The 23,061-nt window shown below is 64.2% G+C and carries 19 protein-coding genes; 8 read left to right on the top strand and 11 right to left on the bottom strand.

The window, feature by feature from the left end; all coding sequences use genetic code 11:
- The first annotated feature begins 177 nt into the window (after window positions 1-177).
- Genes EB836_RS09710 through EB836_RS09695 form a run of 4 tightly spaced genes read left to right on the top strand, consistent with a single transcriptional unit; the run spans window position 178 to window position 3,108 of the window.
- Window positions 178-1,188: an NAD(P)H-quinone oxidoreductase gene (locus tag EB836_RS09710; RefSeq protein ID WP_135539863.1), complete on the top strand. Its 1,011-nt coding sequence runs from the start codon at window positions 178-180 to the stop codon at window positions 1,186-1,188.
- Window positions 1,185-1,709, top strand: coding sequence for a proteasome activator (locus tag EB836_RS09705; RefSeq protein ID WP_135539861.1), 525 nt, complete (start codon window positions 1,185-1,187; stop codon window positions 1,707-1,709). Before EB836_RS09710 ends, EB836_RS09705 begins: the two co-directional genes overlap by 4 nt.
- Entirely contained in the window at window positions 1,706-2,263 is a 558-nt protein-coding gene (locus tag EB836_RS09700; RefSeq protein WP_135539859.1) for a hypothetical protein, read from the top strand. Before EB836_RS09705 ends, EB836_RS09700 begins: the two co-directional genes overlap by 4 nt.
- Window positions 2,260-3,108: an HAD family hydrolase gene (locus EB836_RS09695; protein WP_135539857.1), complete on the top strand. Its 849-nt coding sequence runs from the start codon at window positions 2,260-2,262 to the stop codon at window positions 3,106-3,108. Before EB836_RS09700 ends, EB836_RS09695 begins: the two co-directional genes overlap by 4 nt.
- 62 nt (window positions 3,109-3,170) lie before the next feature.
- Here EB836_RS09695 and EB836_RS09690 read toward each other — a convergent pair whose 3' ends face one another.
- Entirely contained in the window at window positions 3,171-4,031 is an 861-nt protein-coding gene (locus tag EB836_RS09690; protein ID WP_240689795.1) for an HAD family hydrolase, read from the bottom strand.
- 97 nt (window positions 4,032-4,128) lie between these two features.
- Complete coding sequence (serS, locus tag EB836_RS09685; protein WP_135539855.1) at window positions 4,129-5,409, bottom strand: serine--tRNA ligase; 1,281 nt, start codon at window positions 5,407-5,409, stop codon at window positions 4,129-4,131.
- 81 nt (window positions 5,410-5,490) lie between these two features.
- Between serS and EB836_RS09680 the strand changes: the two genes are divergently transcribed.
- From EB836_RS09680 to EB836_RS09670, 3 genes are all read left to right on the top strand, one after another.
- On the top strand, window positions 5,491-6,606 hold the full coding sequence (locus tag EB836_RS09680; RefSeq protein WP_240689793.1) for a diacylglycerol kinase family protein: 1,116 nt from the start codon (window positions 5,491-5,493) through the stop codon (window positions 6,604-6,606).
- 190 nt (window positions 6,607-6,796) lie between these two features.
- Window positions 6,797-8,959, top strand: coding sequence for a hypothetical protein (locus tag EB836_RS09675; protein ID WP_135539853.1), 2,163 nt, complete (start codon window positions 6,797-6,799; stop codon window positions 8,957-8,959).
- Between the two features lie 216 nt (window positions 8,960-9,175).
- Window positions 9,176-10,531, top strand: a complete 1,356-nt coding sequence (locus EB836_RS09670; protein ID WP_240689791.1) for an LPXTG cell wall anchor domain-containing protein — start codon at window positions 9,176-9,178, stop codon at window positions 10,529-10,531.
- A 122-nt stretch (window positions 10,532-10,653) separates the two neighbouring features.
- Here the strand turns inward: EB836_RS09670 and EB836_RS09665 are convergent, their stop codons facing one another.
- The 7 genes from EB836_RS09665 to EB836_RS09635 all read right to left on the bottom strand — a co-directional run bounded on the left by EB836_RS09665 (window position 10,654) and on the right by EB836_RS09635 (window position 18,436).
- Entirely contained in the window at window positions 10,654-11,529 is an 876-nt protein-coding gene (locus EB836_RS09665; RefSeq protein ID WP_135539851.1) for a DUF1206 domain-containing protein, read from the bottom strand.
- A gap of 177 nt (window positions 11,530-11,706) precedes the next feature.
- On the bottom strand, window positions 11,707-12,147 hold the full coding sequence (locus EB836_RS09660; RefSeq protein WP_135539849.1) for a helix-turn-helix transcriptional regulator: 441 nt from the start codon (window positions 12,145-12,147) through the stop codon (window positions 11,707-11,709).
- Window positions 12,148-12,161: 14 nt separating this feature from the next.
- Window positions 12,162-13,181, bottom strand: coding sequence for a DnaJ C-terminal domain-containing protein (locus EB836_RS09655; RefSeq protein ID WP_135539847.1), 1,020 nt, complete (start codon window positions 13,179-13,181; stop codon window positions 12,162-12,164).
- A gap of 179 nt (window positions 13,182-13,360) precedes the next feature.
- Window positions 13,361-14,044, bottom strand: a complete 684-nt coding sequence (locus EB836_RS09650; protein ID WP_135539845.1) for a nucleotide exchange factor GrpE — start codon at window positions 14,042-14,044, stop codon at window positions 13,361-13,363.
- Entirely contained in the window at window positions 14,044-15,906 is a 1,863-nt protein-coding gene (gene dnaK / locus EB836_RS09645; RefSeq protein ID WP_135539843.1) for a molecular chaperone DnaK, read from the bottom strand. The genes EB836_RS09650 and dnaK overlap by 1 nt, the downstream gene beginning before the upstream one ends.
- A 448-nt stretch (window positions 15,907-16,354) precedes the next feature.
- Window positions 16,355-17,353, bottom strand: coding sequence for a carbon-nitrogen hydrolase family protein (locus tag EB836_RS09640; protein WP_135539842.1), 999 nt, complete (start codon window positions 17,351-17,353; stop codon window positions 16,355-16,357).
- A gap of 177 nt (window positions 17,354-17,530) precedes the next feature.
- A complete protein-coding gene (locus EB836_RS09635; protein ID WP_135539840.1) occupies window positions 17,531-18,436 on the bottom strand; it encodes a helix-turn-helix domain-containing protein in 906 nt (301 codons plus the stop codon).
- 280 nt (window positions 18,437-18,716) lie between these two features.
- Between EB836_RS09635 and fepB the strand changes: the two genes are divergently transcribed.
- On the top strand, window positions 18,717-19,754 hold the full coding sequence (gene fepB, locus EB836_RS09630) for a Fe2+-enterobactin ABC transporter substrate-binding protein (RefSeq protein WP_135539838.1): 1,038 nt from the start codon (window positions 18,717-18,719) through the stop codon (window positions 19,752-19,754).
- A gap of 152 nt (window positions 19,755-19,906) precedes the next feature.
- On the opposite strand, the gene EB836_RS09625 is transcribed toward fepB, so the two are convergent.
- Both EB836_RS09625 and EB836_RS09620 read right to left on the bottom strand, forming a co-directional pair.
- Window positions 19,907-21,175, bottom strand: a complete 1,269-nt coding sequence (locus tag EB836_RS09625) for an alpha-hydroxy acid oxidase (protein WP_135539836.1) — start codon at window positions 21,173-21,175, stop codon at window positions 19,907-19,909.
- A gap of 61 nt (window positions 21,176-21,236) precedes the next feature.
- Window positions 21,237-22,922: an L-lactate permease gene (locus EB836_RS09620; protein ID WP_135539834.1), complete on the bottom strand. Its 1,686-nt coding sequence runs from the start codon at window positions 22,920-22,922 to the stop codon at window positions 21,237-21,239.
- Window positions 22,923-23,061 lie beyond the last annotated feature (139 nt).

The raw sequence follows: 23,061 nt of genomic DNA, 5'->3' as shown, positions 1-23,061 counted from the left end.
AATCTAGGTCGCTATCGGATACTTCTGAGCTCCAGAAGTATCCGATAGCGACCTAGATTTGGGCAGAAGTATTCTCAGCCACCACCCAGACGGCCTGCATACCGCGACCCGAACGGCCCGCGTACCGTTGCCCGAACGCCCCTGCCCTCCTGTCGGCCCACGCACTAGAGTGGGAGCATGCGCGCAATCACGATCTCCTCCCCCGGTGAGCCCGAGGTTCTGCAGCTCACCGACGAGCCGACACCTGACATCGCCGCCGATGAGGTGCTCATCCGCGTCCATGCCGCCGGCGTCAACCGCGCCGACCTGCTCCAGCGTCGCGGCTTCTACGATCCCCCACCCGGCGCGACGCTGATCCCCGGCCTCGAAGTGTCCGGCACGATTGAGAAGCTCGGCGCCGAAGTCACCGGCTGGACCGTCGGCGACCGGGTCGCGGCCCTCCTGTCCGGCGGCGGATACGCGGAGTTCGTCCCCGTCCCCGCAGGTCAGCTGCTTCCCGTGCCCGAAGGCTTCGACCTCACCGAGGCGGCTGCCCTGCCCGAGGTGCTGTCGACCGTGTGGTCGAACATCGTCGGCCGGGCACGGATCGAGGCCGGCGAATGGCTGCTCGTCCACGGCGGAGGATCGGGAATCGGCACGGCCGCGATCCAGATCGCGAACCACCTCGGCGTGAAGATCGCCGTCACCGTCGGATCCGAGCGGAAGGCCGAATTCTGCCGCGAACTCGGCGCCGACGCCGTCATCAACTACCGCGACGAGGACTTCGTCGAACGCGTCCACGAGATCTGCACCCATGAGGACGGTTCGACCGGCGCCGACGTCATCCTCGACATCATCGGCGCGAAGTACCTCGAACGCAATATCAAGGCTCTGGCCACCGACGGTCGCCTCGTCATCATCGGCATGCAGGGCGGAACGAAGACCGAGATCAACCTCGGCTGGCTCATGCAGCCGCGCAAGTCGGTCTCGGCCACGACCCTGCGGGCCAGGCCGAAGGAACAGAAGATCGCCATCGTCTCCGAGGTGTCCGAGCGCCTGTGGCCGGCCGTGACCGCCGGCGACATCCGCCCGATCATCCACGAGACCCTCCCGATCGCCGAGGCGGCCCAGGCCCATCAAGCGCTCGAGGACGGGGCGAACATCGGCAAGGTTCTGCTCATCGTCGACCCGGACGGTGACCGGGCATGACCGAGACGCCCGACCGCGAAGACAACGGCGGCACCGATGGCCTGGCCCGAGCGGAGAAGGACCAGGCCGATGTCTCCTCGCCGGCGAAGGTGATGCGCATCGGCACCATGGTCAAACAGCTGCTCGAGGAGGTCCGCGGCACCGAGCTCGATGAGAAGGGCCGTGAACGACTCGCCGAGATCCACCGCCGCTCCATCGAAGAACTCGAAGAGGGCCTGTCGAAAGACCTCATCGAGGAGCTCGAACGCCTCGATCTGCCCTTCGACTCCGGTGACGGCCCGCCGACGACCTCCGAACTGCGCATCGCCCAGGCACAGCTCGTCGGCTGGCTCGAGGGGCTCTTCCACGGCATCCAGACCGCCATCATGGCTCAGCAGGCGATGGCTCAGCAGCTCGGTGGGCGCGGTCAGCTGTCGCCCGGAATGGTCGCCCCCGGTAGGGCCCAGCCCGGCGCCGAAGGACCGTCGGCGGAGAAGTCGGCGACGGACCGTGACGATCGCGGCACCGGCAACTACCTGTGAAGCGCCTCCTCTCCGGCCTGGTCAAGAAGACGCACAGGACCGGTGGCGACGATGAGCGATTCGGCACCGGGCTGTGGCGGCACAACCGCGACCGCTTCATCCGCGTCGTCGACCGCTACTACACCACGGCCCTCGCCCTCCACGAGGCACGCCCCTCGGGTGACAGCGCCGCCTCCGGGGCCGCCTCGGCGAGGGATGAGGTCACCGGGGCCGGTAGGGATCCGGTCGACGTCATCGTCGACGGCACCCACCGGCTCAATGCCCTCGTCGACGTCGTCGACGGCATCACCGCGGACCTCCACGCCTGCTGTCCCGTGACCGGTCAGGTGGTGCCCGGACCGGACCGCAACGCGGTCGGCGATGTTCCCGAACTGCTGACGAAGGCCTCATCGAAGGTCGGCGAGGCGGTGCTCGCGGCGTCGATGGCGCGGACGGAAGCCCCGGCCGGGCGACCGATCGACTCGAGCGCACAGGCGACCGCGCGATTCATCGCCGATGCCGAGGAGCTGCTGGGGCGGGCGCGGGAGAACCTCGCTAGGCTGGGGCCATCATGATTCCTCCACTCAGTCCGGACCGCCTGCCTCCGGCCGACTTCGAACTCGGGCTCGTGGCCAGCGACATCGACGGAACTCTGCTGCTGAACTGGAAGCCGATCTCGAAGGCCACGATCGACGCGATCCACCGTTGTCAGGATGTAGGCATTCCCTTCGTCCTCGTCACGGGGAGACCGATCCGCTGGCTCGCGCCGATCGCCGAGCAGATTCCCGATCTCGGTCGGGTCGTGTGCCTCAACGGTGCCGTCGTCTACGACATCGCCTCCCAGTCCGTCGTCGATGCCCACAGCATCGATGCGCAGACGATTGCGGAGATCACCGCGGCGGTGCGGGCCGACCATCCCGAGGCCAGGTTCGCCTATGAGACTCTCAACGGCGGTTTCATCGATCGCGAGTTCGTCGCGCACCGGCCGCGTGAGGCCCGGATCATCGACGATGTCTCCGAACTGGCCGGTCAGGACGTCGTCAAGGTGCTTGTGCGTCTGGATACGAGCGATTCGCAGGCGATGCACGATCTCATCGACCCCCTGCTCGAGGGCACCTGCCATGCGTCGTTCTCCGAACCGGACAATGGGCTCGTCGAGCTCGCGCCGGCCGGAATCACGAAGGCGAAGACGCTGTCGGATCTGTGCGACCACCTCGGCGTGGCGCAGTCACAGGTGATGGCGTTCGGGGATATGCCCAATGACATCGAGATGCTCTCGTGGGCCGGGCACGGTGTGGCGATGGGCAATGCTCTGGGCTCGGTCAAGGCGATCGCCGCGGCCGTCACCGAGGCCGTCGACGACGACGGCGTCGCCCGCTACCTCGACGCGGTCCTCGACACCCACAAAAAATACCCCTAATTGCTACGTGACGGCGGCCCAGCAACCTCGCGCGAGGTTGCTGGGCCGCCGTCACGTAGCAATTAGGGGCGGGTGTCGGTGGTGCCGGTCGCGTCCAGCAGAGAATCGTCGAGGCCGAAGTAGTCGATGAGGGCCACGGCCAGGCCGTCGTCCTCGATCGGATCGGTGACGACGCTGGCGAGCACCTTGAGCTCGTCCTTGGCCTGGCCCATGACGATGGAATGTTCGACCCATTCGATCATCTCGAGGTCATTGAGCCCGTCCCCAGCGCCTACGGTGTGTTCATGGTCGACACCGAGCTCGGATTCGACGAGCGCCAATCCGCTGGCCTTCGAGATCCCGTCCGGGGCGATGTCGAGCCAGTTGCTCCACCCCACCGAATAGCTGACCTCATGGAGTCCGAGCGAATCCACGGCGGCGGCGAACTCTTCGGCGGTGCCGTTGACCTCGCGCATGACGATGCGTGTGGCCCGCTTGGTCAGCAGCTCCTCGAAGTCGACGATGTCGAGAGTGTCGGATTCGGCGAGCTCCCCGACCGGGAACTCCCCCGACGCCCACCGGTGCAGGTCGGGGTCCTCGACGAGGAACAGCGCCGTCGGCAGGGCCTCGTACATCTTCTCCAGGGCATCGCGCGGGTCGAAGGACACCACGTGGTGCAACTCCCACCCCAGCGGCAGCTCCGGGTCGAGACGGGCGACGACCGACCCGTTCGAGCACACGACGAAACCGTGCTTGAGGCCGAGCGCACGGACGACCTCGAGCGCACCCGGCAGGGCACGGCCGGTGGAGATCACGAGATGATGACCCTCCTCGGCGAGCCGATCGAGCACCTGCCTCACCGGCTCCGACAGGGATCCGTCGTAGTCGACGATCGTGCCGTCGACATCGAGGGCGATGAGGTGCGGGGCCAATGTGTCTCCCAACGTGAGCTTGAGTTTTCTGTGGACGTTCGCTTTCAACCAGCCGAGCAGCTTGGGCCAGCCGAGTCCCGCCGACCGGCCTGCGCTCAGCGGCGCAGGCTCAGTAGCGCGGACCCTCCGGCCCCTGCGCGGTCATCCCGCCGAGGTAGGGCCGCAGTGCCGCCGGCACCGTGACCGAGCCGTCTGCCTGCTGGTGGTTCTCCAGGATCGGCACCAGCCAGCGCGTATTGGCCATGGTGCCGTTGAGGGTCGCAACCGGGCGGGTCGCTCCATCGTGACGTTCGCGGATGTGCAGACGGCGGGCCTGGAAAGTCGTGCAGTTCGACGTCGACGTCAGCTCTCGGTAGGTGCCCTGCGTCGGCACCCAGGCCTCGCAGTCGAACTTCCTGGCAGCCGAATCGCCGAGGTCGCCGGCGGCGGTGTCGATGACCCGGTAGGGCAGCTCGCAGAGACCGAGCATCTTCTCCTGCAGGGACAGCATCCGCTCGTGTTCGGCCGCGGCGTCCTCGACCGGGACGTAGGCGAACATCTCGACCTTCTGGAACTGGTGGACGCGGATGATGCCGCGGGTGTCCTTGCCGTAGGAGCCGGCCTCACGGCGGTAGCAGGACGAGATTCCGGCGTAGCGCAGCGGACCGTCGGAGAGGTCGATGATCTCATCCATGTGGTACCCGGCCAGCGGGACCTCAGAGGTGCCGACGAGGAACAGGTCGTCAGCTTCGAGACGGTAGACCTCATCGGCGTGCTCGCCGAGGAATCCGGTGCCGCGCATGACCTCGGGGCGAACCAGCGTCGGGGTGATGGTCGGGTTGAACCCGGCCTCCTCGGCGACGTCTCGAGCGAGGTTGAGCAGCGCCATCTCGAGCTTGGCGCCGAAACCGGTGAGGTAGTGGAAACGGGATCCGGAGACCTTCGTGCCACGCTGCGTGTCGATGGCCTTGAGCTTCTCACCGATCTCGAGGTGGTCGAGCGGTTCGAAGCCGTCGGTGCCGAAGTCGCGGGGCTCGCCGACGGTCTTGAGCGTCGCGAAGTTCTCTTCGCCGCCGGAGGGGATGCCGTCGATGATGAGGTTCGGAACCTTCGACACGAGCTGGTCGAAAGCGAAGCTCGCCTCTTCGGACTCCGCCGACAGCGACTTCACGGCCTCGGATTTCTGCTTGCCCTCGGCGATGAGCGCAGGCTTGTCTTCCTTCGCCGCCTTGGCGATCTGGGAGGAGAAAGCCTTCTGGTCCGCGCGAGCGTCTTCGTAGGCCGTGATGGCTGCACGACGTGCGGAATCAGCGGCGAGGACCTCGTCGATGAGCTCGACGGATGCCCCGCGAGCCTCCTGTGATGCCTTGAACAGGGCCGGGTTGTCTCTGAGAAGCGCTAGATCGATCACCCTCTCAGCTTAACGGGCCGGGCCCGTTTCCGACATTCGGCGCTCAGCCTGTACCCGAGTTCGACACGGTAGATTTGGCACATGATCATCGAGCTGGACCCCCTGATGACCTGGGTCGTCGTCGCCGGTGCCCTCGTTGTGCTCGGCGCCGCGTTCCTCCTCGGTCGACGGATGGGCGCACGGCGCGTCCTCGCCAGGGTCAGGCGCTACGCCCACCCCGCGAACCTCGAGGACACCGAAGTCGACGATGCCGCCCGATACCGCGCCGCCCTCATCGTCAATCCGACGAAGACCGATGTGCGCCGTCTGGCTTCAACCGCCGAAGCGATCTGCCGCTTCGAGGGGTGGAACCCTCCCCTCGTGCTTGAGACCGCGCTCGAAGACTCCGGCGAAGGGGCCACGATCCGCGCGCTCGACGAAGGGGTCGACGTCGTCATCGCCGCCGGCGGGGACGGAACCATCCGCGCGGTCGCCTCGGCGCTGGCGGGCACCTCCACGCCGATGGGGATCGTGCCTCTGGGGACAGGGAACCTGCTCGCCCGAAACATCGATCTCGTCCTCGACAAGACCGAGTGGGCGCTGCGAATCGCTCTGTGGGGGCGCAATCGGGAGATCGATGTGGGAACGGCGAAGACCGCCGAGGATGGCGAGAGCCATATCTTCACCGTGATGACCGGGCTCGGCTTCGATGCCGCGGTCATGGCCGACACCAGCGATGAGCTCAAGAGTCGACTGGGCTGGTTGGCCTATGTCGAGGCCGGATCGCGGAAGCTCGCGGGCAAACCGAGTCAGGTCAAGGTCACATTCGATGATGACTATCGGATCTCGGCACGAGTGCGGTCGGTCCTCGGCGGCAACTGCGGGCGCCTGCAGGGCGGGATCCAGCTGCTGCCGCAGGCGGTCATCGACGACGGCATGCTCGATGTGCTCATCGTCAGCCCGAAGAACCTCGGCCAGTGGCTCGGCGTCCTTGCCTCGATCGCGGGACGTCGGGCCTCACGCGGTCTGCACACGAATATCCGCAAGTGTCAGAAGGTCGTCATCGAGGCAGGTGAGGACCTCAACATTCAGCTCGACGGGGATCCGCTCGGGCAGTCGTCGTACCTCGAGATGGAGGTCAGGCCCTCGGCCCTGACAGTCCGCGTGCCCACCGTCGAACAGCGCAAGCAGATCCGAGCCGAAGCCTGGCCGGTCTGAGGTTTGCACTGAACTCTCCTCAGCCCTTCAGCAATTACCAATTAGTAGGTCACGGAGCGATTACAGAAATTCACCGAAGCGTTACAGCAATTAAACCTGAACAAAATGTACAGAAATAGTTTAGGGAATCCTTGGAACCTAGGATGAGTGCCGTATCACACCCCTCGTCACAGAGATTGAAGGCACTCCAATGAAGAAGATCATCCTCGCGCCGGCAGTCGCCCTCGCATTCACCGGCCTCGTCGCCAGTCCGGTCGCCGCCGCGGAATCCCCCTCCACGCAGTCGGCATCCACCAAGGCCGAGCAGCAGAAGCAGGACGAGGCCGAGCAGGCCAAGAAGGAAGAGGCCAAGAAGGCTGCGGCCGAAAAGGAAGCGGCCGAGAAGAAGGCCGAGGAGAAGGCCGAGGAGAAGGCGGCCGCCGAAAAGAAGGCCAAAGACGCCAAGAAGGCCGAAGAAAAGAAGAAGGCTGCCGAAGACAAGGCTGATAAAGACAAGGCGGACAAGAAGAACGACGCCAAGAAGCCCCCGAAGAAGGTCGACCCAAAGCCCGCTCCTGCCCCCAAGGACGAGGACAAGGACGCCAAGGACGATGACAAGGCTGAGGACACGGTCAACCCGATCAATGCTTCGGTGCAGGTCGTCTCGAATGATGTCACCGCCGAAGAACTCCACGAGGATGGCGTGACCGTCAAGGTCACCGGACTCGAGAAGGGTGACAAGGTCTCCGTCAAGTCGGGACTGACCGGCCCGGCAACAACTGCTCAGGGTTCGACCGCCACTCTCAAGCTGCACTCCGCGAAGAGTGCAGAGGCACTCACTTCCGGCAAGCAGAACCTCGCCGTTCAGATCGAGCGCCCAGAGGCACAGACCGCCACGGAAGCCACCAGCTTCTCGTACACACCCTTTGCAGACAGTGATGGCGTCGACCCGATCGATGCGTCGCTCAAGGTCGATCCCAAGAAGATCACCGCCGAGGATCTCGCCAACAAGGACAAGGGCGTGACCGTCACCGTCTCGGGCGTGAAGAAGGGTGACAAGATCAAGGACTCCCTCACCGCGGAGACCGAGACCGCTGAGGCCGACGGTGACTACAAGCTCCACCTCTGGTACGAAGGCAACCCGAAGAACCTTGAGGCCGGAAAGGTCCCGTTCACCGTCACCATCGACCGCGAAGGCACCGAATCGGAGACCCTCAACGGCAACATCAACGTCGCCGACGAGACCAGCGACGTCGACCCGACCGTCAAGATCGATTCGAAGAAGATCTCCCTCGAGGACTTCAAGAAGGACGGACTGAAGTTCAGCGGATCCGGGTTCTCATCGAACGGAACCATCACCGTCCAGGGCGAAACCGTGACACCCCAGCGTGCCGCCGCACCTCAGGCCGAAGAGCTCCGCGCGGACGAGGACGGCAACGTCGAAGGTGCCGTGATTGCGCCCGAGTCACTCGAAGCCGGTACATACGCTTTGACCTTCGTCGACGACGAGACCGAAGAGACGAGCGACCCGGTCGAGATCACTGTGACCGACGACGAGGACGCCGTCGACCCGATCGACGCGTCCCTCAAGGTCGATCCCAAGGAGATCACCGCCGAGGACCTCGCCAACAAGGACAAGGGTGTGACCGTCACCGTCTCGGGCGTGAAGAAGGGCGACAAGATCAAGGACTCCCTCACCGGGAAGACCGAGACGGCTGAAGCCGACGGTGACTACAAGCTCCACCTCTGGTACGAAGGCAACCCGAAGAACCTTGAGGCCGGAAAGGTCCCGTTCACCGTCACCATCGACCGCGAAGGCACCGAATCGGAGACCCTCAACGGCAACATCAACGTCGTCGAGGATGAAACCGAGGCCCCCGCCGAGGCGACCTTCAAGGTCTCGCCGAAGACGATCGAAGCCGCAGACTTCGCCAACGAGAAGAAGGGCGTCACCCTCGCCGTCGAGAACTGCGAGCCCGGCGCCGATGTCCACTTCGAGGTCGCCCCGAAGGGCATCAACGTCACGGCCTACGAGAACACCGTCAAGGCCGACGACGAAGGCAATGCTTCCGTCAACGTCTTCGGCACCTCGACGAACACTTCGGCCTACGTCGGCTCCTACACCGCGACAGCAACCTGCGGCGATGACACCATGAAGGACGCCTTCAAGGTCACCCAGGGCGCCAACGGCGGTGGAGACGACGGCAACGGCGGCGACAACGGCAACGCCGGCAACGCCGGCAGCCAGCTGCCGCGTACCGGCGCCGACCTCGGCGGACTGACGACGGGGGCCCTGCTCGTCCTCGTCGGCGGCGCCGCGATCGCGCTGACCGGTCGCAAGAACAAGTTCGGTCAGACTCCGACGAGCTTCTGATCTGAGTCAGACGGCCGCTTTCGGCCGCAGATTGAGGGGTGGTCCGGCGCGCGCCGGACCACCCCTCAATCTATTCATCGTGAACGGACGCTGAACCCTGACGGCGATCCGACTTCCGTAGTGAACAAAACGACCACAACTATGCGTGTGGTGATTGTTGCATTACTGTTACATTCGCACTACTTCACACCCAGCTGTAATTTTCGAAGGAAATACATGAAGAAGCTCGCCCTCGCCCCCGCGGTGGCTATCGCCATCACCGGCCTGGCCGCATCCCCAGTTATTGCCGCACCCGAAGCACCCGCCCCAGCGGCCTCTGCCGACACCCAACCTACCGCCAAGCCCGGGGCCCTCAAGGCTCAGGCTGGCTCGATCGACAAGCAGGCCGAAGAAGCTTCTGTGACGCTCTCGACCGAGATTGTTTCCCAGGCTGACTTCGGGGACTTGGAGAAGGGTGTCGACGTCGTTGGTGCCGGTCTTGAGACTGACCACGATTACGACATCACTGTGGCTCCGGCGAGTGGACAGAACGTCAACGAGCTGAATACAACTGCCACAACGAATGCTGATGGCGCCTTCTCGCACAAGGTCTACGGCACCGATGACCCCGCGTTCGTCGGCACCTACTCCGTTGTTGTCAACGACAGCGCGGATAGCAATATCTCCTTCCAGATGACCTTCGAGGTAACCGGCGAAGACACCGACGAGCCCGAGGCCCCCGCTGCCGACCAGAAGGTCTCGCTCAGCACCGACAAGATCTCGGAGAGCGACTTCGCGAAGAACGGCATCAAGGTCACCGGTGAGGGCTTCACCCCCGACGGAAAGGTCACCGTCGTCGGCGGAACCGCCCAGTCGCCCTTCGCCACCGTCGAAGTCGACGCCGACGAAGAAGGAAAGATCTCCGCAACCCTGAAGTTCGACGGCGACGACAACCTCCCGGCCGGCGACTACTCCGTCTGGGGCGTCGACCAGGAAACCGAGACCAGCTCCGATGCTCAGACCTTCACCATCACCGAAGACGAAACCGACGAGCCCACCACTCCTGCTGCCGAAGCCAAGCTGGCCGTCTCCCCCGAGACCATCTCCCCCGCTGACTTCGTCAAGGAAGACAAGGGCGTCACCCTCGCCGTCGAAAACTGCGAGCCCGGCGAAGACATCCGCTTCCTCGTCAACCCCAAGGGCGAGTCGAACGTCACCGCCTTCGACAAGACCGTCAAGGCTGACGACGAGGGCAAGGCCAGCGTCAACGTCTACGGCACCAGCGCCTCCAACGCCTCGGCCTACATCGGCGACTACGATGTGACCGTCACCTGTGGCGATGACGAACTGACCGGTGAGTTCTCCGTCAGCGACGATGCCAATGCAGGCGGCAGCGACGGCGGCGAAGACGGCAACGCCGACGGAAACGACGATGGCGACAATGGAGATGCCGGCAACAGCGGCGACCTGCCCCGCACCGGTACCGAGCTGACCGGCCTCGTCGGCGGTGCAGGTCTCCTCCTCATCGGTGGAGTCGCAGTCGCACTGACCATGCGCCGCAAGAAGGTCGCCCAGGATCCCGCTGAGATCTGATAGCGACGAACTGAGAACAATTGCCCGAACTCGACTGAGCTGGGCGTGAGACAAAGAAGAGCGCGAACCCGACCGGGTTCGCGCTCTTCTTGTAGTCGTCAGAAGGGGAGGCAGCAGACAGCTCACTTCATGCGGTCGTACCTCGAGCGCAGAGCGAGGAAGGCTCCGTAGAGGATCAGACCGAGCCCCACGGCCAGCAGCAGGTACGGCCCGAAGGGCTGGTCGCGCATCCCCTTGAGCGCACCGTCGATTCCAGTGAACTCCTCCGGATCACCGGTGGCCGCCGAGGCCGCAACGAGGATGCCCACCGACAGCAGCGTCACACCTTTGCCCAGATAACCGACGACGCCGGTGAATCCGACCAGGAAACGAGTGATCGTGCTGCGCGGCCGACGCAGCTCCTCTTTCCACTTCCGTCGCAGTCCGTTGATACTGAACACGATGCCGATGATCGCAATCACGGCGCCGACGGCCATGAGGACATACAGTCCACCCGGTGCTTTCGCCACGGTCGTCGAGGCCTGTGAGCTCGTCTTGCCCGAGTCCGCTCCCCCTCCGAAGACGAACTGGGAGAAGGTCGCGGCAACCACCACATAGGCAACGGCAGAAGCGACCATTGTGAAGAAGTCGATCCACTGCTTCCTCCCCTGCTTCTGCTGCGGGTCTCGAGTGCCTGCGCCACGCAGCGATGCCGAGCCGAAGAACGCATTGACCAGACACCACAACGCCATCAGCGCACAGCCGAGGAAGCAGATGACGATCAGCACCATGCCGAACGGCTGTGAAGCGATCTGGCCGACGGCCCCGGCTTGATCGGCGTCTCCCCCGCCCTGACCGAGCCCGATCGTTATAGCAGTCGCACCGAGGATGGCATGGACCAATCCGTTGGCAAGGAAGCCGGCACGAGCCACCCGCTCGAACCAGCGGCTGTCAGCGGCTTCCTGGGCCGCCGTATCAGCGCTGTCGGCGACCTGACGGACCTTCTCTTTCTCGTTCACAGAGATCAGTGTCGCACAGCGCCCATACTGTTCTGGGCCGCTAAGAGCCGGAATCTTTGAGCACCTGCGAAAAGGCGGAGCGCGAACCCGATCAAAGGTTCGCGCTCCGCCTCGACGCAGTTCTCAGTGTCGCAGTGTCTCTGTGTGTCGTCGTGTCTCTGTCCGGCTGCCGCCGGCTCAGCCGCGTCGATACCGGTTGTACAGCACCAGAGCACCCGGTTCGGGGCGGCCCCGCGGGCGACGCCCCCGCGAGATCGAGACGACATCTCCACCCACCGTGCCGGCGGCGAAGACGCGAGCCTCGCGTTCCTGCGCCGTCATCCGCGAACGGACCTCGGCCTCGAGCTCCTCATTGCGGTGTTTGAGAGCATCGACCTGATTCTGCAGATCGATGATCTTCTTGATCCCGACGAGATTGACTCCCTCGTCCTGGGACAGCTGCTGGATCAGTCGCAGCTTGGCGATGTCCTGACCCGAGTAGCGCCGCCCGCGGCCCGCGGTGCGTTCCGGAGTGACGAGGCCCAAGCGGTCATACTGCCGCAGTGTCTGCGGGTGCATCCCCGCCAGATCCGCGGCCACCGAGATGACATACACCGCAGCACTCGATGAAATGTGCATTGTGATTCACCACCTCAACTGGCCTTAGCCCGATCCAGCAGGCCAGCCCGAGGATCCTCGCCCTCGGTGGCGGCCTTGAACGTTTCGACAGCCGCCTTGGCCTCATCGGACAGATTCTTCGGCGCCACGATCTCGACCGTCGCGAGGAGATCGCCGGTGCCCTTCTTCGTCTTCACGCCCTTGCCGCGCACACGCAGGGTTCGGCCCGAGGGTGTCCCCGGTGCGACCTTGACCTTGACCGGCATCCCGCCCAAAGTTGGCACCTTGACCTCGGCGCCGAGGGTCGCCTCGTCGAAGCTGACCGGCAGATCTATGCGCAGGTTGTCGCCGTCACGGGTGAACACGGGGTGCGGCTTGACGTTCGCCGTGAGGATCACGTCACCGGCCTCGCCGCCGTTCGGGCTGGCTTTGCCCTTGCCGGCCAGGCGGATCTTCTGCCCGTCCTTGACACCGATCGGAGTCCGCACGGTCAGCGGTCTGCCGCCTGGCATGTTCAGCTTCACCGAGGCACCGTCGATCGCTTCGGTGAACGACAGCGTCGTGGTCGACTTGATGTCGCCACCCTTGACCGGGGGCGAGTAGCCCCCACCGAATCCGCCGCCGTAGCCGCCACCGCCGCCGAATCCGCCGAGCAGATCGGCCAGATCCGGAGGCACATCGCCTCCGCCTCCGTATGTCGTGCGGGTCCGGGTGCGTCCGCCACCTCCGAAGAGATCGGAGAATACGTCCTCGAATCCGCCAGCACCGGCACCGCCGGGCCCACCGGATCCGGCGCTGAACCGGGCACCGCCGCCCATAGCGCGGACCTGGTCGTACTGGGCACGCGATTCCTTGTCGGACAGCACCTGGTGGGCCTGCCCGATCTCCTTGAACTTCTCCTCGGCCTTCTCATCACCGGGATTCGCATCCGGGTGATACTTGCGCGCGAGTTTGCGATAGGCCTTCTTGATCTCGGCGTCGGAAGCATCCTTGGAGACGCCGAGGGTTTTGTAGAAGTCCTTGTCGAACCAATCATTCTGAGGTCCGGTATTCACCTGGCACCTCCTTTCCTTCCCATCAATCCTGTCAGCACTGTATTCACTTGTCTCCTCACAATCCGCATCCCCGGGGACGCTGCCCCGAAGATCCGGACCGCCGCCGAGGTGGTCCCCGACCCCGTACGTCAGTGAACTGACGAACGGGACCGGGGGCCGCCTCGGCGATCGTGGTCGTTTCAGTCCTCCGGCTGCTGGACACCGACCCGGGCGGCGCGGATGATGCGCTCCCCGATCCGGTATCCGGGCTGCATGACCAGGAAGATCGTCGGGCTCTCCACCTCGTCCGAGGGTTGCTGCATGAGCGCCTCGTGGACGTTCGGGTCGAACTCCTCGCCGACCTCGCCGTATTGTTCGACGCCGAGCTTCGCCAGCGAGTCGACGAGCTTGTCCACGTGGGTCTCGAAAGGCCCGGTGACATCGCCGTTCTCGCGGGCGAGCTTGACCTCATCGAGCACGGGGATGAGCGCCTCGACGACCTTGATCGTGCCGCCTAGCGCCGCACGTTCGCGTTCGCGTTCGGCACGCATCCGGTAGGCGGCGTACTCAGCGTTGATGCGCTTGAGGTCAGCGAGGTGCGCTGCGGCCTCCGATCCCGGCTCGGGTTCGTCCGCCGGCTCCGTGTCCTCGAGGCCGGAGGCATCGGTGGGGATGTCGACACCGAGGTCGCTGGCATCGGCCGCGGACGCGGTCTCGGCCTGCTCGGCGTTCGGATCCGCGGTCGGCTCCTCGCCGGCCTCGGCCGAGGCCGACTGCGCGTCGGCCTCGGGACGGACCTCACCGGTGTTCGGATCGACCCGGCGCTTGTCACTGAAAGTGAAGCCTGGCTCCTCGGACGACTCGTCGTTGCCCTCGGCAGTCATTACTTCTTCTCCTCATCCTCTTCGTCGACAACCTCGGCGTCGACGACGTCGTCATCGGCACCGGACTCGGCTGCACCCTCACCGGCAGCTGCGGCGCCTTCGGCACCACCCTGCTGGTTGTAGATGGCTTCGCCGATCTTCTGCTGGTTTTCCATCAGCTTGTCGTAGGCGGTCTTCACTGCGTCCTCGTCTTCGCCCTTGAGCGCTTCCTTGACAGCGTCGACGTCGCCCTGCATCTCAGTCTTGATCTCTTCAGGGAGTTTGTCGGCATTGTCGGTGAGCAGCTTCTCGGTCTGGTAGGCGAGGTTCTCAGCATTGTTGCGGACATCGGCGGCCTCACGGCGCTTCTTGTCCTCTTCTGCGTGCTCCTCGGCCTCGCGGACCATGCGCTCGATGTCTTCCTCCGGCAGTGCGGAACCGCCGGTGATCGTCATCGACTGCTCGGTGCCGGTGCCCTTGTCGGTGGCCGACACGTGGACGATGCCGTTGGCGTCGATGTCGAAGGCGACCTCGATCTGCGGCACACCACGCGGAGCCGGAGCGATGCCGGTCAGCTCGAAGGTGCCGAGGTTCTTGTTGTCGCGAGTGAACTCGCGCTCACCCTGGAAGACCTGGATCGACACGGAGGGCTGGTTGTCCTCAGCCGTGGTGAAGGTCTCCGAACGCTTGGTCGGGATCGGGGTGTTGCGCTCGATGAGCTTCGTCATCACGCCGCCCTTGGTCTCGAGACCGAGCGAGAGCGGGGTGACGTCGATGAGCAGAACGTCCTTGCGCTCTCCCACGAGGACACCGGCCTGGACTGCCGCACCGATCGCGACGACTTCATCGGGGTTGACGCCCTTGTTGGGCTCCTTGCCTCCGGTGAGTTCGGTGACGACGGCGGAGACGCCGGGCATACGGGTCGAACCGCCGACGAGGACGACGTGGTCGATGTCAGACACAGACACGCCTGCGTCCTTCATGACTGCGTGGAACGGAGCCTTGGTGCGCTCGAGGAGGTCCTTGGTGAGATCCTCGAACTTCGCGCGAGTCAGCGACTCGTCGAGGTGGATGGGTCCGTTCTCGCTCATCGACAGGTACTGCAGCGAGATGTTCGTGCTGGTGGCCGAGGACAGTTCCTTCTTCGCCTGCTCAGCGGCTTCTTTGAGGCGCTGCAGAGCAGTGGCGTCCTTGGTCAGGTCGACACCGTAGTTGTTCTTGACCTGCTCGACGAGCCAGTCGACGATCCGCTGATCCCAGTCGTCACCGCCGAGGCGGTTGTCACCCGAGGTCGCACGGACCTGAATGGTGGAGAAGTCGTCTTCATCCTTGCCGACTTCCAGCAGGGACACGTCGAAGGTGCCGCCGCCGAGGTCGAAGACGAGGATGGTCTCATCTTCCTTGCCGCGCTCGAGGCCGTAGGCCAGAGCAGCAGCGGTCGGCTCGTTGATGATGCGCGAGACGTTGAGTCCGGCGATCTCACCGGCGTCCTTCGTAGCCTGACGCTCGGCGTCGTTGAAGTATGCGGGAACGGTGATCACCGCGTCGGTGACCTTCTCCTGCAGGTATTCCTCAGCGTCGTGCTTGAGCTTCTGGAGGATGCGGGCCGAGACCTCCGGAGCGGTCATCTTCTTGCCGCCGATCTCGGTGGACCAATCGGTGCCCATGTGGCGCTTGACCGAAGCGACCGTGTTCTTGATGTTGGTGACAGCCTGGCGCTTGGCGATCTCACCGACAAGGGAGTCGCCGTTCTTGTTGACCGCAACGACGGACGGGGTCGTGCGACCGCCCTCTGCGTTCGCGATGACCTTCGGGTCGCCGCCCTCGAGGACGGTGACGACGGAGTTCGTGGTTCCGAGGTCGATTCCGACTGCACGTGCCATAGTGTTCTCTCCTAACAGATTGTGAGTTCCTGCGACTCGAATGTGTGCGATCGGGCGGCTCCGATTCCTCAGCAGAACCACTCGACCGCACACATTGAGCCAACCTGACTCAAGTATTCTCTTCGAGGTTTCGGCCGTCAAGTCGAACCTCATCAAAGTTGCGTACACTAGACTCAACTTTGGTGAGGTTGCTTTTATTCCTCCGCACTGAAGAATTCCTTTTCACGCACCTGACGGCCCCGTTTTCCGGGACCGTCAGTGCTTTCGGAAGCCGATCTTCCGCAGGCGGAGCGTTAGGAGATTCTTGTCCGCCGGGCTCTATCCGAACTGGCTGTGCTGCGAGAATCCAAGCAGACCCGTTGCCGGACGGCAGCCGTCCTTCATCGCCATCGGGCGGGTTCGCTCCTGCCCGAGATACACAGGAATTGCGGATTCGCGCGCGGACATTTCAGTCTTCCACGGCATAGAGATCCGCGGCCGGTTCCACATCGGCCAGGGTCGCCACGTCTACGGTCTTCGGGGTGCGGTTGCGGTTGATGAGGAGTCGGAACACGTCGGGGCGAGAATAGTGCCCGACCGGGTCGGCTGCCGATTTCGCGATCGCGATCATCGCGGGATCAAGGGTCGCGTAGAGGATTCCCTCTTGATCGGGCGCGAGCGGTGTCGCGAGCTCCGAGCCTTCTGGCCCGAATATCCGGGCGTGCCCGCCGCTGAGCTTGAGGAGATTCTTCTTCGTCTCTGTGTCGCAGAAGGTGTCCATCGCGGCCTGACCGACGAGGGCGCACGGGGCGAGGACGAAAGCCTGACCTTCAACGGCGTAGACGCGGCTTGCTGCGGTATTGACCTCCGGACTGAGCGCTTGAGCGGCTCCTTCGTAGATCGAGAACGACGGCCAGGCTCCGACATGGATCTCTTCGTTCTCCGCAAACAGCGCGTATTTCGACAGCGGCTGGAAGTGCTCCCAACAGTTGAGTCCGCCGATGCGTCCGAGCTCGGTCTGATGGATCTGCAGGTCGGAGCCGTCGCCTTCTCCGAAGACCGTGCGCTCGACGTGGGTGGGCTTGAGCTTATGCCTCACACCCTGCAGTTCGCCGTCGGCGTCGATGAACGCCTGGGCCATGTACAAGCTGCCGGCGACCTTCGCGCTGTAGCCGACGACCACATAGATTCCTACGTCTCGCGCCGCGGCACGGATGCGGACCATCTCCGGGCCGTCGGATGTCATTGAATTCTGTGCGTACTGGGGGACGAAGCGCATCCCATCGGCGGGAGAGTCGAGCCAGATCCACCATGGGTAGCCGGGGAGGAAGGTCTCCGGGAACGCTACGAGATCGGCCCCGTTGTCTGCGGCTTCGCGGATGAGTGAGATCGTCTTGTCCACTGCGGCATCGAGGTCGAGCCAAGCGGGTTCGGCTTGTACAGCGGCGGCGGTGATCGTACGGTCCATGATTGCTCCTTTGCAGATGGGACTTGCGTCATATCAGTATCGGAGTCTTCGTCACGTTCGTGTTGACCAGATCTGCCAGAGCCACTGACCAGATCCGCCTGATCTCGAAAGCCATAGGAACCGGACAGCGACTGCAGGAACGCCGGCAATGGCATGGCAGCTGCCGCAGATGCTGCATCACAGCCCGGAAACGAACCGCCTCGGCGTCACTCCATTCTCCGCGCGGAAGGCACGGATGAATCCGGATTCGCTGTCGAACCCGAACCGGCCGGCCACGGCGCCGACGGTCGCCTGCGGATTCAGGCAGAGGAAAGCCGCGGCCGCACTGATGCGCATTCGGCGCATGGCCGATGACACGCCGCCGTCGGGGAACAGTCGGTAGAGCGTGCGGACCGAGACGCTGCAGCGCGCAGCCAAGCGCTCCACCGTCCAAGTCGAGTCGTGGAGGTCTCGTCGCATCATGGACTCGACGCGCTGCCGCATGAACTCGTCCGGCAACCGTCCAGGCCGTGAGACCTCGCGCTCTCGCAGCACCTCGCTCAGCGCCCCGAGGATGTGATCAACCATGGGCGCCAGGGCCGAACCGCCGCTCTGCAGCTGATCGCTCATCGCCAGCAGCAACTGCGAGACGACGCCGCCGGGAGAGCCCGGGCCGTGGGTGACAGCAGTGATCGCGCGGGTATCGTCGACCCCGATCGCGGACTTCGGCAACTGGACAACGAGCTGCCGGAAGCCTGCAGGAAAATGCAGACGGTAGGGTCGGCCACTGTCATAGAGCGCAATTCCGCCGGGACGCAGCTGTGCGATTCTTCCGTCCTGCTCGACGAACCCTTCGCCACGGCGCTGGATCGAGAACAGCAGGAATTCGTCATCGGCGGAGGCAGCGAACCGTCGCGTCCGCAGCACGTCCTGCTGTGAGGCACTGACCGTGGAGAACTCGAGTTCGCCGATGGTCTCCCGCCTGATCTCACCGCGGAAGGAGTCCACCGATGAGCAGCGGGCCTCGAGCTTGACGAAGGTCTCGCAGATGAGCTCTGTCCAGACGGCAACAGCCTCATGCGGCGAGGTTTCCGCCGTCGTCATCGTCTGCGATGTATATGCCCTCACAGCTCTTCCACCGAAATCGATCGCCGCAGGCAGCTTCGCCCACACTCAGGTGTTGGAAGCATAGCTCACATCCGGGCATCGAATGAAGGACCCTCCTGCGGTACCGATCAGGCGGGGCCCATCGGCAACACCGAAGCACTTCTTCCGTGCGCCGGACCCGGGCCGAATCGAGAAACAAGTCACCACGCATGCAGTTTTCGCGACTGGTTAGGTTAGGCTCAGCTATGCGACTATTCCGTTTCGACGAAAGGACCTCATGTCCCGCCTCGCCAAAAGAACCGATCGCCGACTTGCGGTCGCCTCGATCGCCCTCGTCACCGCCCTTGGACTCTCCGCCTGCAGCGGGTCGGGCTCCGCGGACACTGAGACGACCGCCGATGCCGACGACGGCGCCTGGCCGCTGACCATCACGGACGACGCCGACCACGAGGTCACAATCGAGAAGCAGCCCGAGACGATTGTCTCCACCGCCGTCACCCTCACCGGCAGCCTGCTGGCGATCGACGCCCCGGTCACCGCGTCCGGTGCCACCATGCCCAACTCCCCCGTCGCCGACGATCAGGGCTTCTTCACCCAGTGGAGCGACGTCGCGAAAGAGGAGGACGTCGAAGCCCTCTACCAGGGCGACCCCGACGTCGAGGCCGTACTGGCCGAGGAACCTGACCTCATCATCGTGTCGAAGACCGGTCAGGACTCGGCGAATGCGATCTACGATCAGCTCAGCGATATCGCACCGACCGTGGTCATCGACTACGGCGACAAGGACTGGCAGGAAGTGACCACCCAGCTCGGCAAGATCACCGGCCACGAGGACAACTCGAAGAAGGTCAACGAGGAATTCGATGCCCGCGCCGAGGAGGTCAAGGACTCGATCGACGCCCCCGCACAGCCGGTGACCGGCATGGTCTTCAATGAGAAGGCCAAGGGCGGCGGTTCCGGTGCCAGCGCCAACGTTTGGACGCCGGAATCCGCTCAGGCCAAGCTGCTCGAAAAGGTCGGGTTCGAGCTCGCCGAGGTCCCCGAAGGCACGACCAGCCAAGGCGAGATGGGCAAGCGCTCCGATATCTTCGAGGTGACCGGAGAGAACCTCTCGAAGGCCGTGACCGGCGAGTCCGTGTTCCTCTTCAACGCGAACGAGAAGACCGCCGAGTCGTACAAGAAGAACTCGCTGGTCAAGAGCACCCCGGCGGTGAAGAACGATGCTGTCTACGCAATGGGACTCGATTCCTTCCGCCTCGACTACTACTCGGCGACGAACGTACTCGATCGCCTTGAGGACGAATTCGGGAAGTGATCGACCCAGCCATGCGATCGTTCCCGACCAGCCCCGGGTCCGCGCGGCTCGCACAGTGAGAATTCGGCACAGCGAAACGGACGGTCGGCGACGAAAGGTTCAGACACCTTCGCCGCCGACCGCCCGCTTCTGCGCTCCGGACCGCTCGGTGATCAGCCCTTTGCGGGGCACGATGAGACGATCTCAGCCCGGTCGTCGCGGTTGAACTGACGCAGCTGAGTCACATGACTGGGGTTGAGCTCGGAGACATCGGCCACCTGCAGCAGCCGCATGGTGCGTTCGACCTGCTCGCCGAGGATCTCGATCGTGCGGTCTACACCTTCCCGGCCGCCGGCCATCAGACCGAAGAGGTAGGCACGGCCGATGAGCGTGAAGTCCGCGCCGAGTGCGAGCGAGGCGACGATATCGGCACCGTTGCGGATACCGGTGTCGACGATGATCTCCACGTCCTTGCCGATCTCCCGGGCCACCTCGGGGAGGAGTTCGAAGGGAACGGGAGCCCGGTCGAGCTGGCGTCCGCCGTGGTTGGACAGGACGATCGAGTCGACGCCGAGGTCGGCGAGCTTCTTCGCGTCCTCGAGCGTCTGCACGCCCTTGACGGAGAATTTGCCCGGCCACATGGCGCGGATCTCGGCGAGATCATCGAAGTCGATCGAGGGATCCATCGCCGAGTCGAGCAGCTCTCCGACGGTGCCGCCGGTCTGCGACAAAGAGGCGAATTCGAGCTTCGGAGTGGTCAGGAAGTCCCACCACCACCAGGGACGTGGGATCGCGTTGAGGATCGTCTGCGGAGTCAGCTGCGGCGGAATGGAGAATCCGTTGCGCGTATCGCGCAGCCGAGCCCCGGCCACAGGAGCGTCGACTGTGAAGAACAGGGTGTCGAATCCGGCGTTCTTCGCCCTCTCGACAAGACCGTAGGAGATCTCGCGCTGCTTCATCACATAGAGCTGGAACCAGTTGCGGCCGTGTGGATTGACCTTCTTCACGTCCTCGATCGAGGTCGTCCCCAGGGTCGAAAGGGTGAACGGAATGCCTGCGGCTCCGGCAGCCCCGGCACCGGCGGTCTCACCCTCGGTCTGCATCAGCCGGGTGAAGCCGGTCGGAGCGATGCCGAAGGGCATCGCCGAGCTGCCGCCCATGATCTGAGTGGAGGTGTCGACGTTCGTGACGTCCTTGAGGATCGAGGGGTGGAACTCGATGTCGCGGAAGGACTGGACCGAGCGTTCCATCGAGATCTCGCCCTCGGCGGCCCCGTCGGTGTAGTCGAACGCCGCGGCCGGGGTCCGGCGTTTCGCAATCTTGCGCAGATCCTCGATCGTCAGCGCATTCTCCAGGCGGCGCTTCTTCGGGTCGAGTTCGAACTTCTTGAACTTCATGAGATCGAAGATCTCGGCCGGCTGGGGTATCCGTCTCTTGACCATGTCTTTCGCTCCTTGCTGTGCGTTGGGGTGAGTGGTGGAATGCAGGGTGGGCAGTGTTGACTCAGGCCGAGGGGACCATCCAGGACAGAACCGTCGACTGGAGTCCGACGAGCAGGCACATGAGGACAAGCATGCCCAGCGACCATCCGATGACGCGGCGGAAGATCGAGGCCTCCTTTCCGAGCAGTCCGACAGCCGTTGCGGCGATCGTGAGGTTCTGGGGACTGACCATCTTACCCAGCACACCGCCGGAGCTGTTGGCCCCGACGAGCAACAGCGGATTGAGGCCGGCTTCATGGGCGGCGGTCTGCTGCAGTGTGGCGAACAGCGCGTTGGCCGAAGTGTCCGAACCGGTGACAGCGGTGCCGAGCCAACCGAGGATCGGTGAGAGGAACGCGAAGAAGGCCCCGGTGCCTGCGATCCAGGTGCCGATGGTGATCGTCTGGCCGGACAGGTTCATGACATAGGCCAGTGCGAGCACCGAGCCGACAGTGAGGATCGAGAACCGCATCTTCACGACATTGACGACGAGGACATCGAGGGCTTCCTTCGCCGTCATCTTGTAGACGATGGCGACGATGACACCGGAGATGAGCAGCAGCGTTCCCGGTGAAGACAGCCATTGGAAGTTGTAGATCGTGCTCGTCGAGGCCTCACCGGCCGAGTCGAGGATGTTTCCGTCCAGCCCCGGCCACGGAATCGCCACGTCCGTCGATGCCAGCCAGTTGTTGAGGGCAGGCACGAGCTTGGCCACGGAGAAGATCACGATGACGAGCAGGTAGGGGAAGAGCGCAAGGAAGATTCGGGACCCGGTCAGGGGCGCGGTCTCCTTCTTCAAATCAGTGGCCACGCCGCCGGCACCGCCGGCGTCAGGGGCATCGGCGTCTTCGTGCTCACGCTCGTCGGCCATCCGATCGAGCGCATCCTGTCCGCCCTTCGGCTTCCAGAACCGCAGCATGACGACCACTGCGGCGAGTCCGAGGAGGGAGGCAATGATGTCGGTGAGTTCGACCGAGAGGAAGTTCGAGGAGATGTACTGGGCGAAGCCGAACACGACTCCGACGACCAGTGCCAGGGGCCAGATTTGGCGCAGTCCGCGGCGGCCGTCGACGAGCATGACGAGGAAGAGCGGGACGATCGCGGCGAGGAACGGAGTCTGATGACCGACCATCGCACCGATGTCCTGGTAGTCGATGCCGGTCAGCGTACCGGCGGTGATGATCGGAATGGCGATGGCTCCGAAGGCCACCGGCGCGGTGTTGGCGACGAGGACGACGACGGCGGCGCGCATAGCGGTGAACCCCACAGCCACGAGCATGACGCCGGTGATCGCCACCGGGGCGCCGAATCCGGCGAGCGCCTCGAGCAGGCCGCCGAAGCAGAAGGCGATGATGATGGCCTGGATGCGCGGATCATCGGAGATGACGTTGATGACCAGGCGCAGGTCCTCGAAATGCCCTGAACGCACGGTGAGCTCGTAGAGCCAGATCGCGGTGATGACGATCCACATGATCGGGAACAGCCCGAAGGCGAATCCCTGCGTCGCCGACAGCGCAGCGAGTCCGACGGGCATTCCGTAGGCCGCGATCGCGACGACGAGGGCGACTCCGACGGCCGTGAGTCCGGCCCAGTGGGCCTTCCACTTCAGTGCGCCGAGGGTGACGAAGATCGTCAGCAGCGGCAGGATCGCCAGCAGCGACGACCACAGCAGACTGTCGGCCACCGGCGCGATTTCGGGTGTGTACATGGTTTCTTCTCCAACACAGCCGGGCTTGCCCACGGCGGGACCGTTCCCCTGTGAACGCGCTCCGAACTCGAGTGATCGAATTGTTCAGTATGGCCTTTATGAGGTCAGACCATTAATCTGAGCATAGAACCGCGGTGTG

The sequence above is a fragment of the Brevibacterium sp. S111 genome (assembly GCF_004745075.1).
Lineage (GTDB): Bacteria > Actinomycetota > Actinomycetes > Actinomycetales > Brevibacteriaceae > Brevibacterium.
Note: the sequence above shows the minus strand (reverse complement) of the source record. Positions and strands in the feature narration are given on the sequence as shown.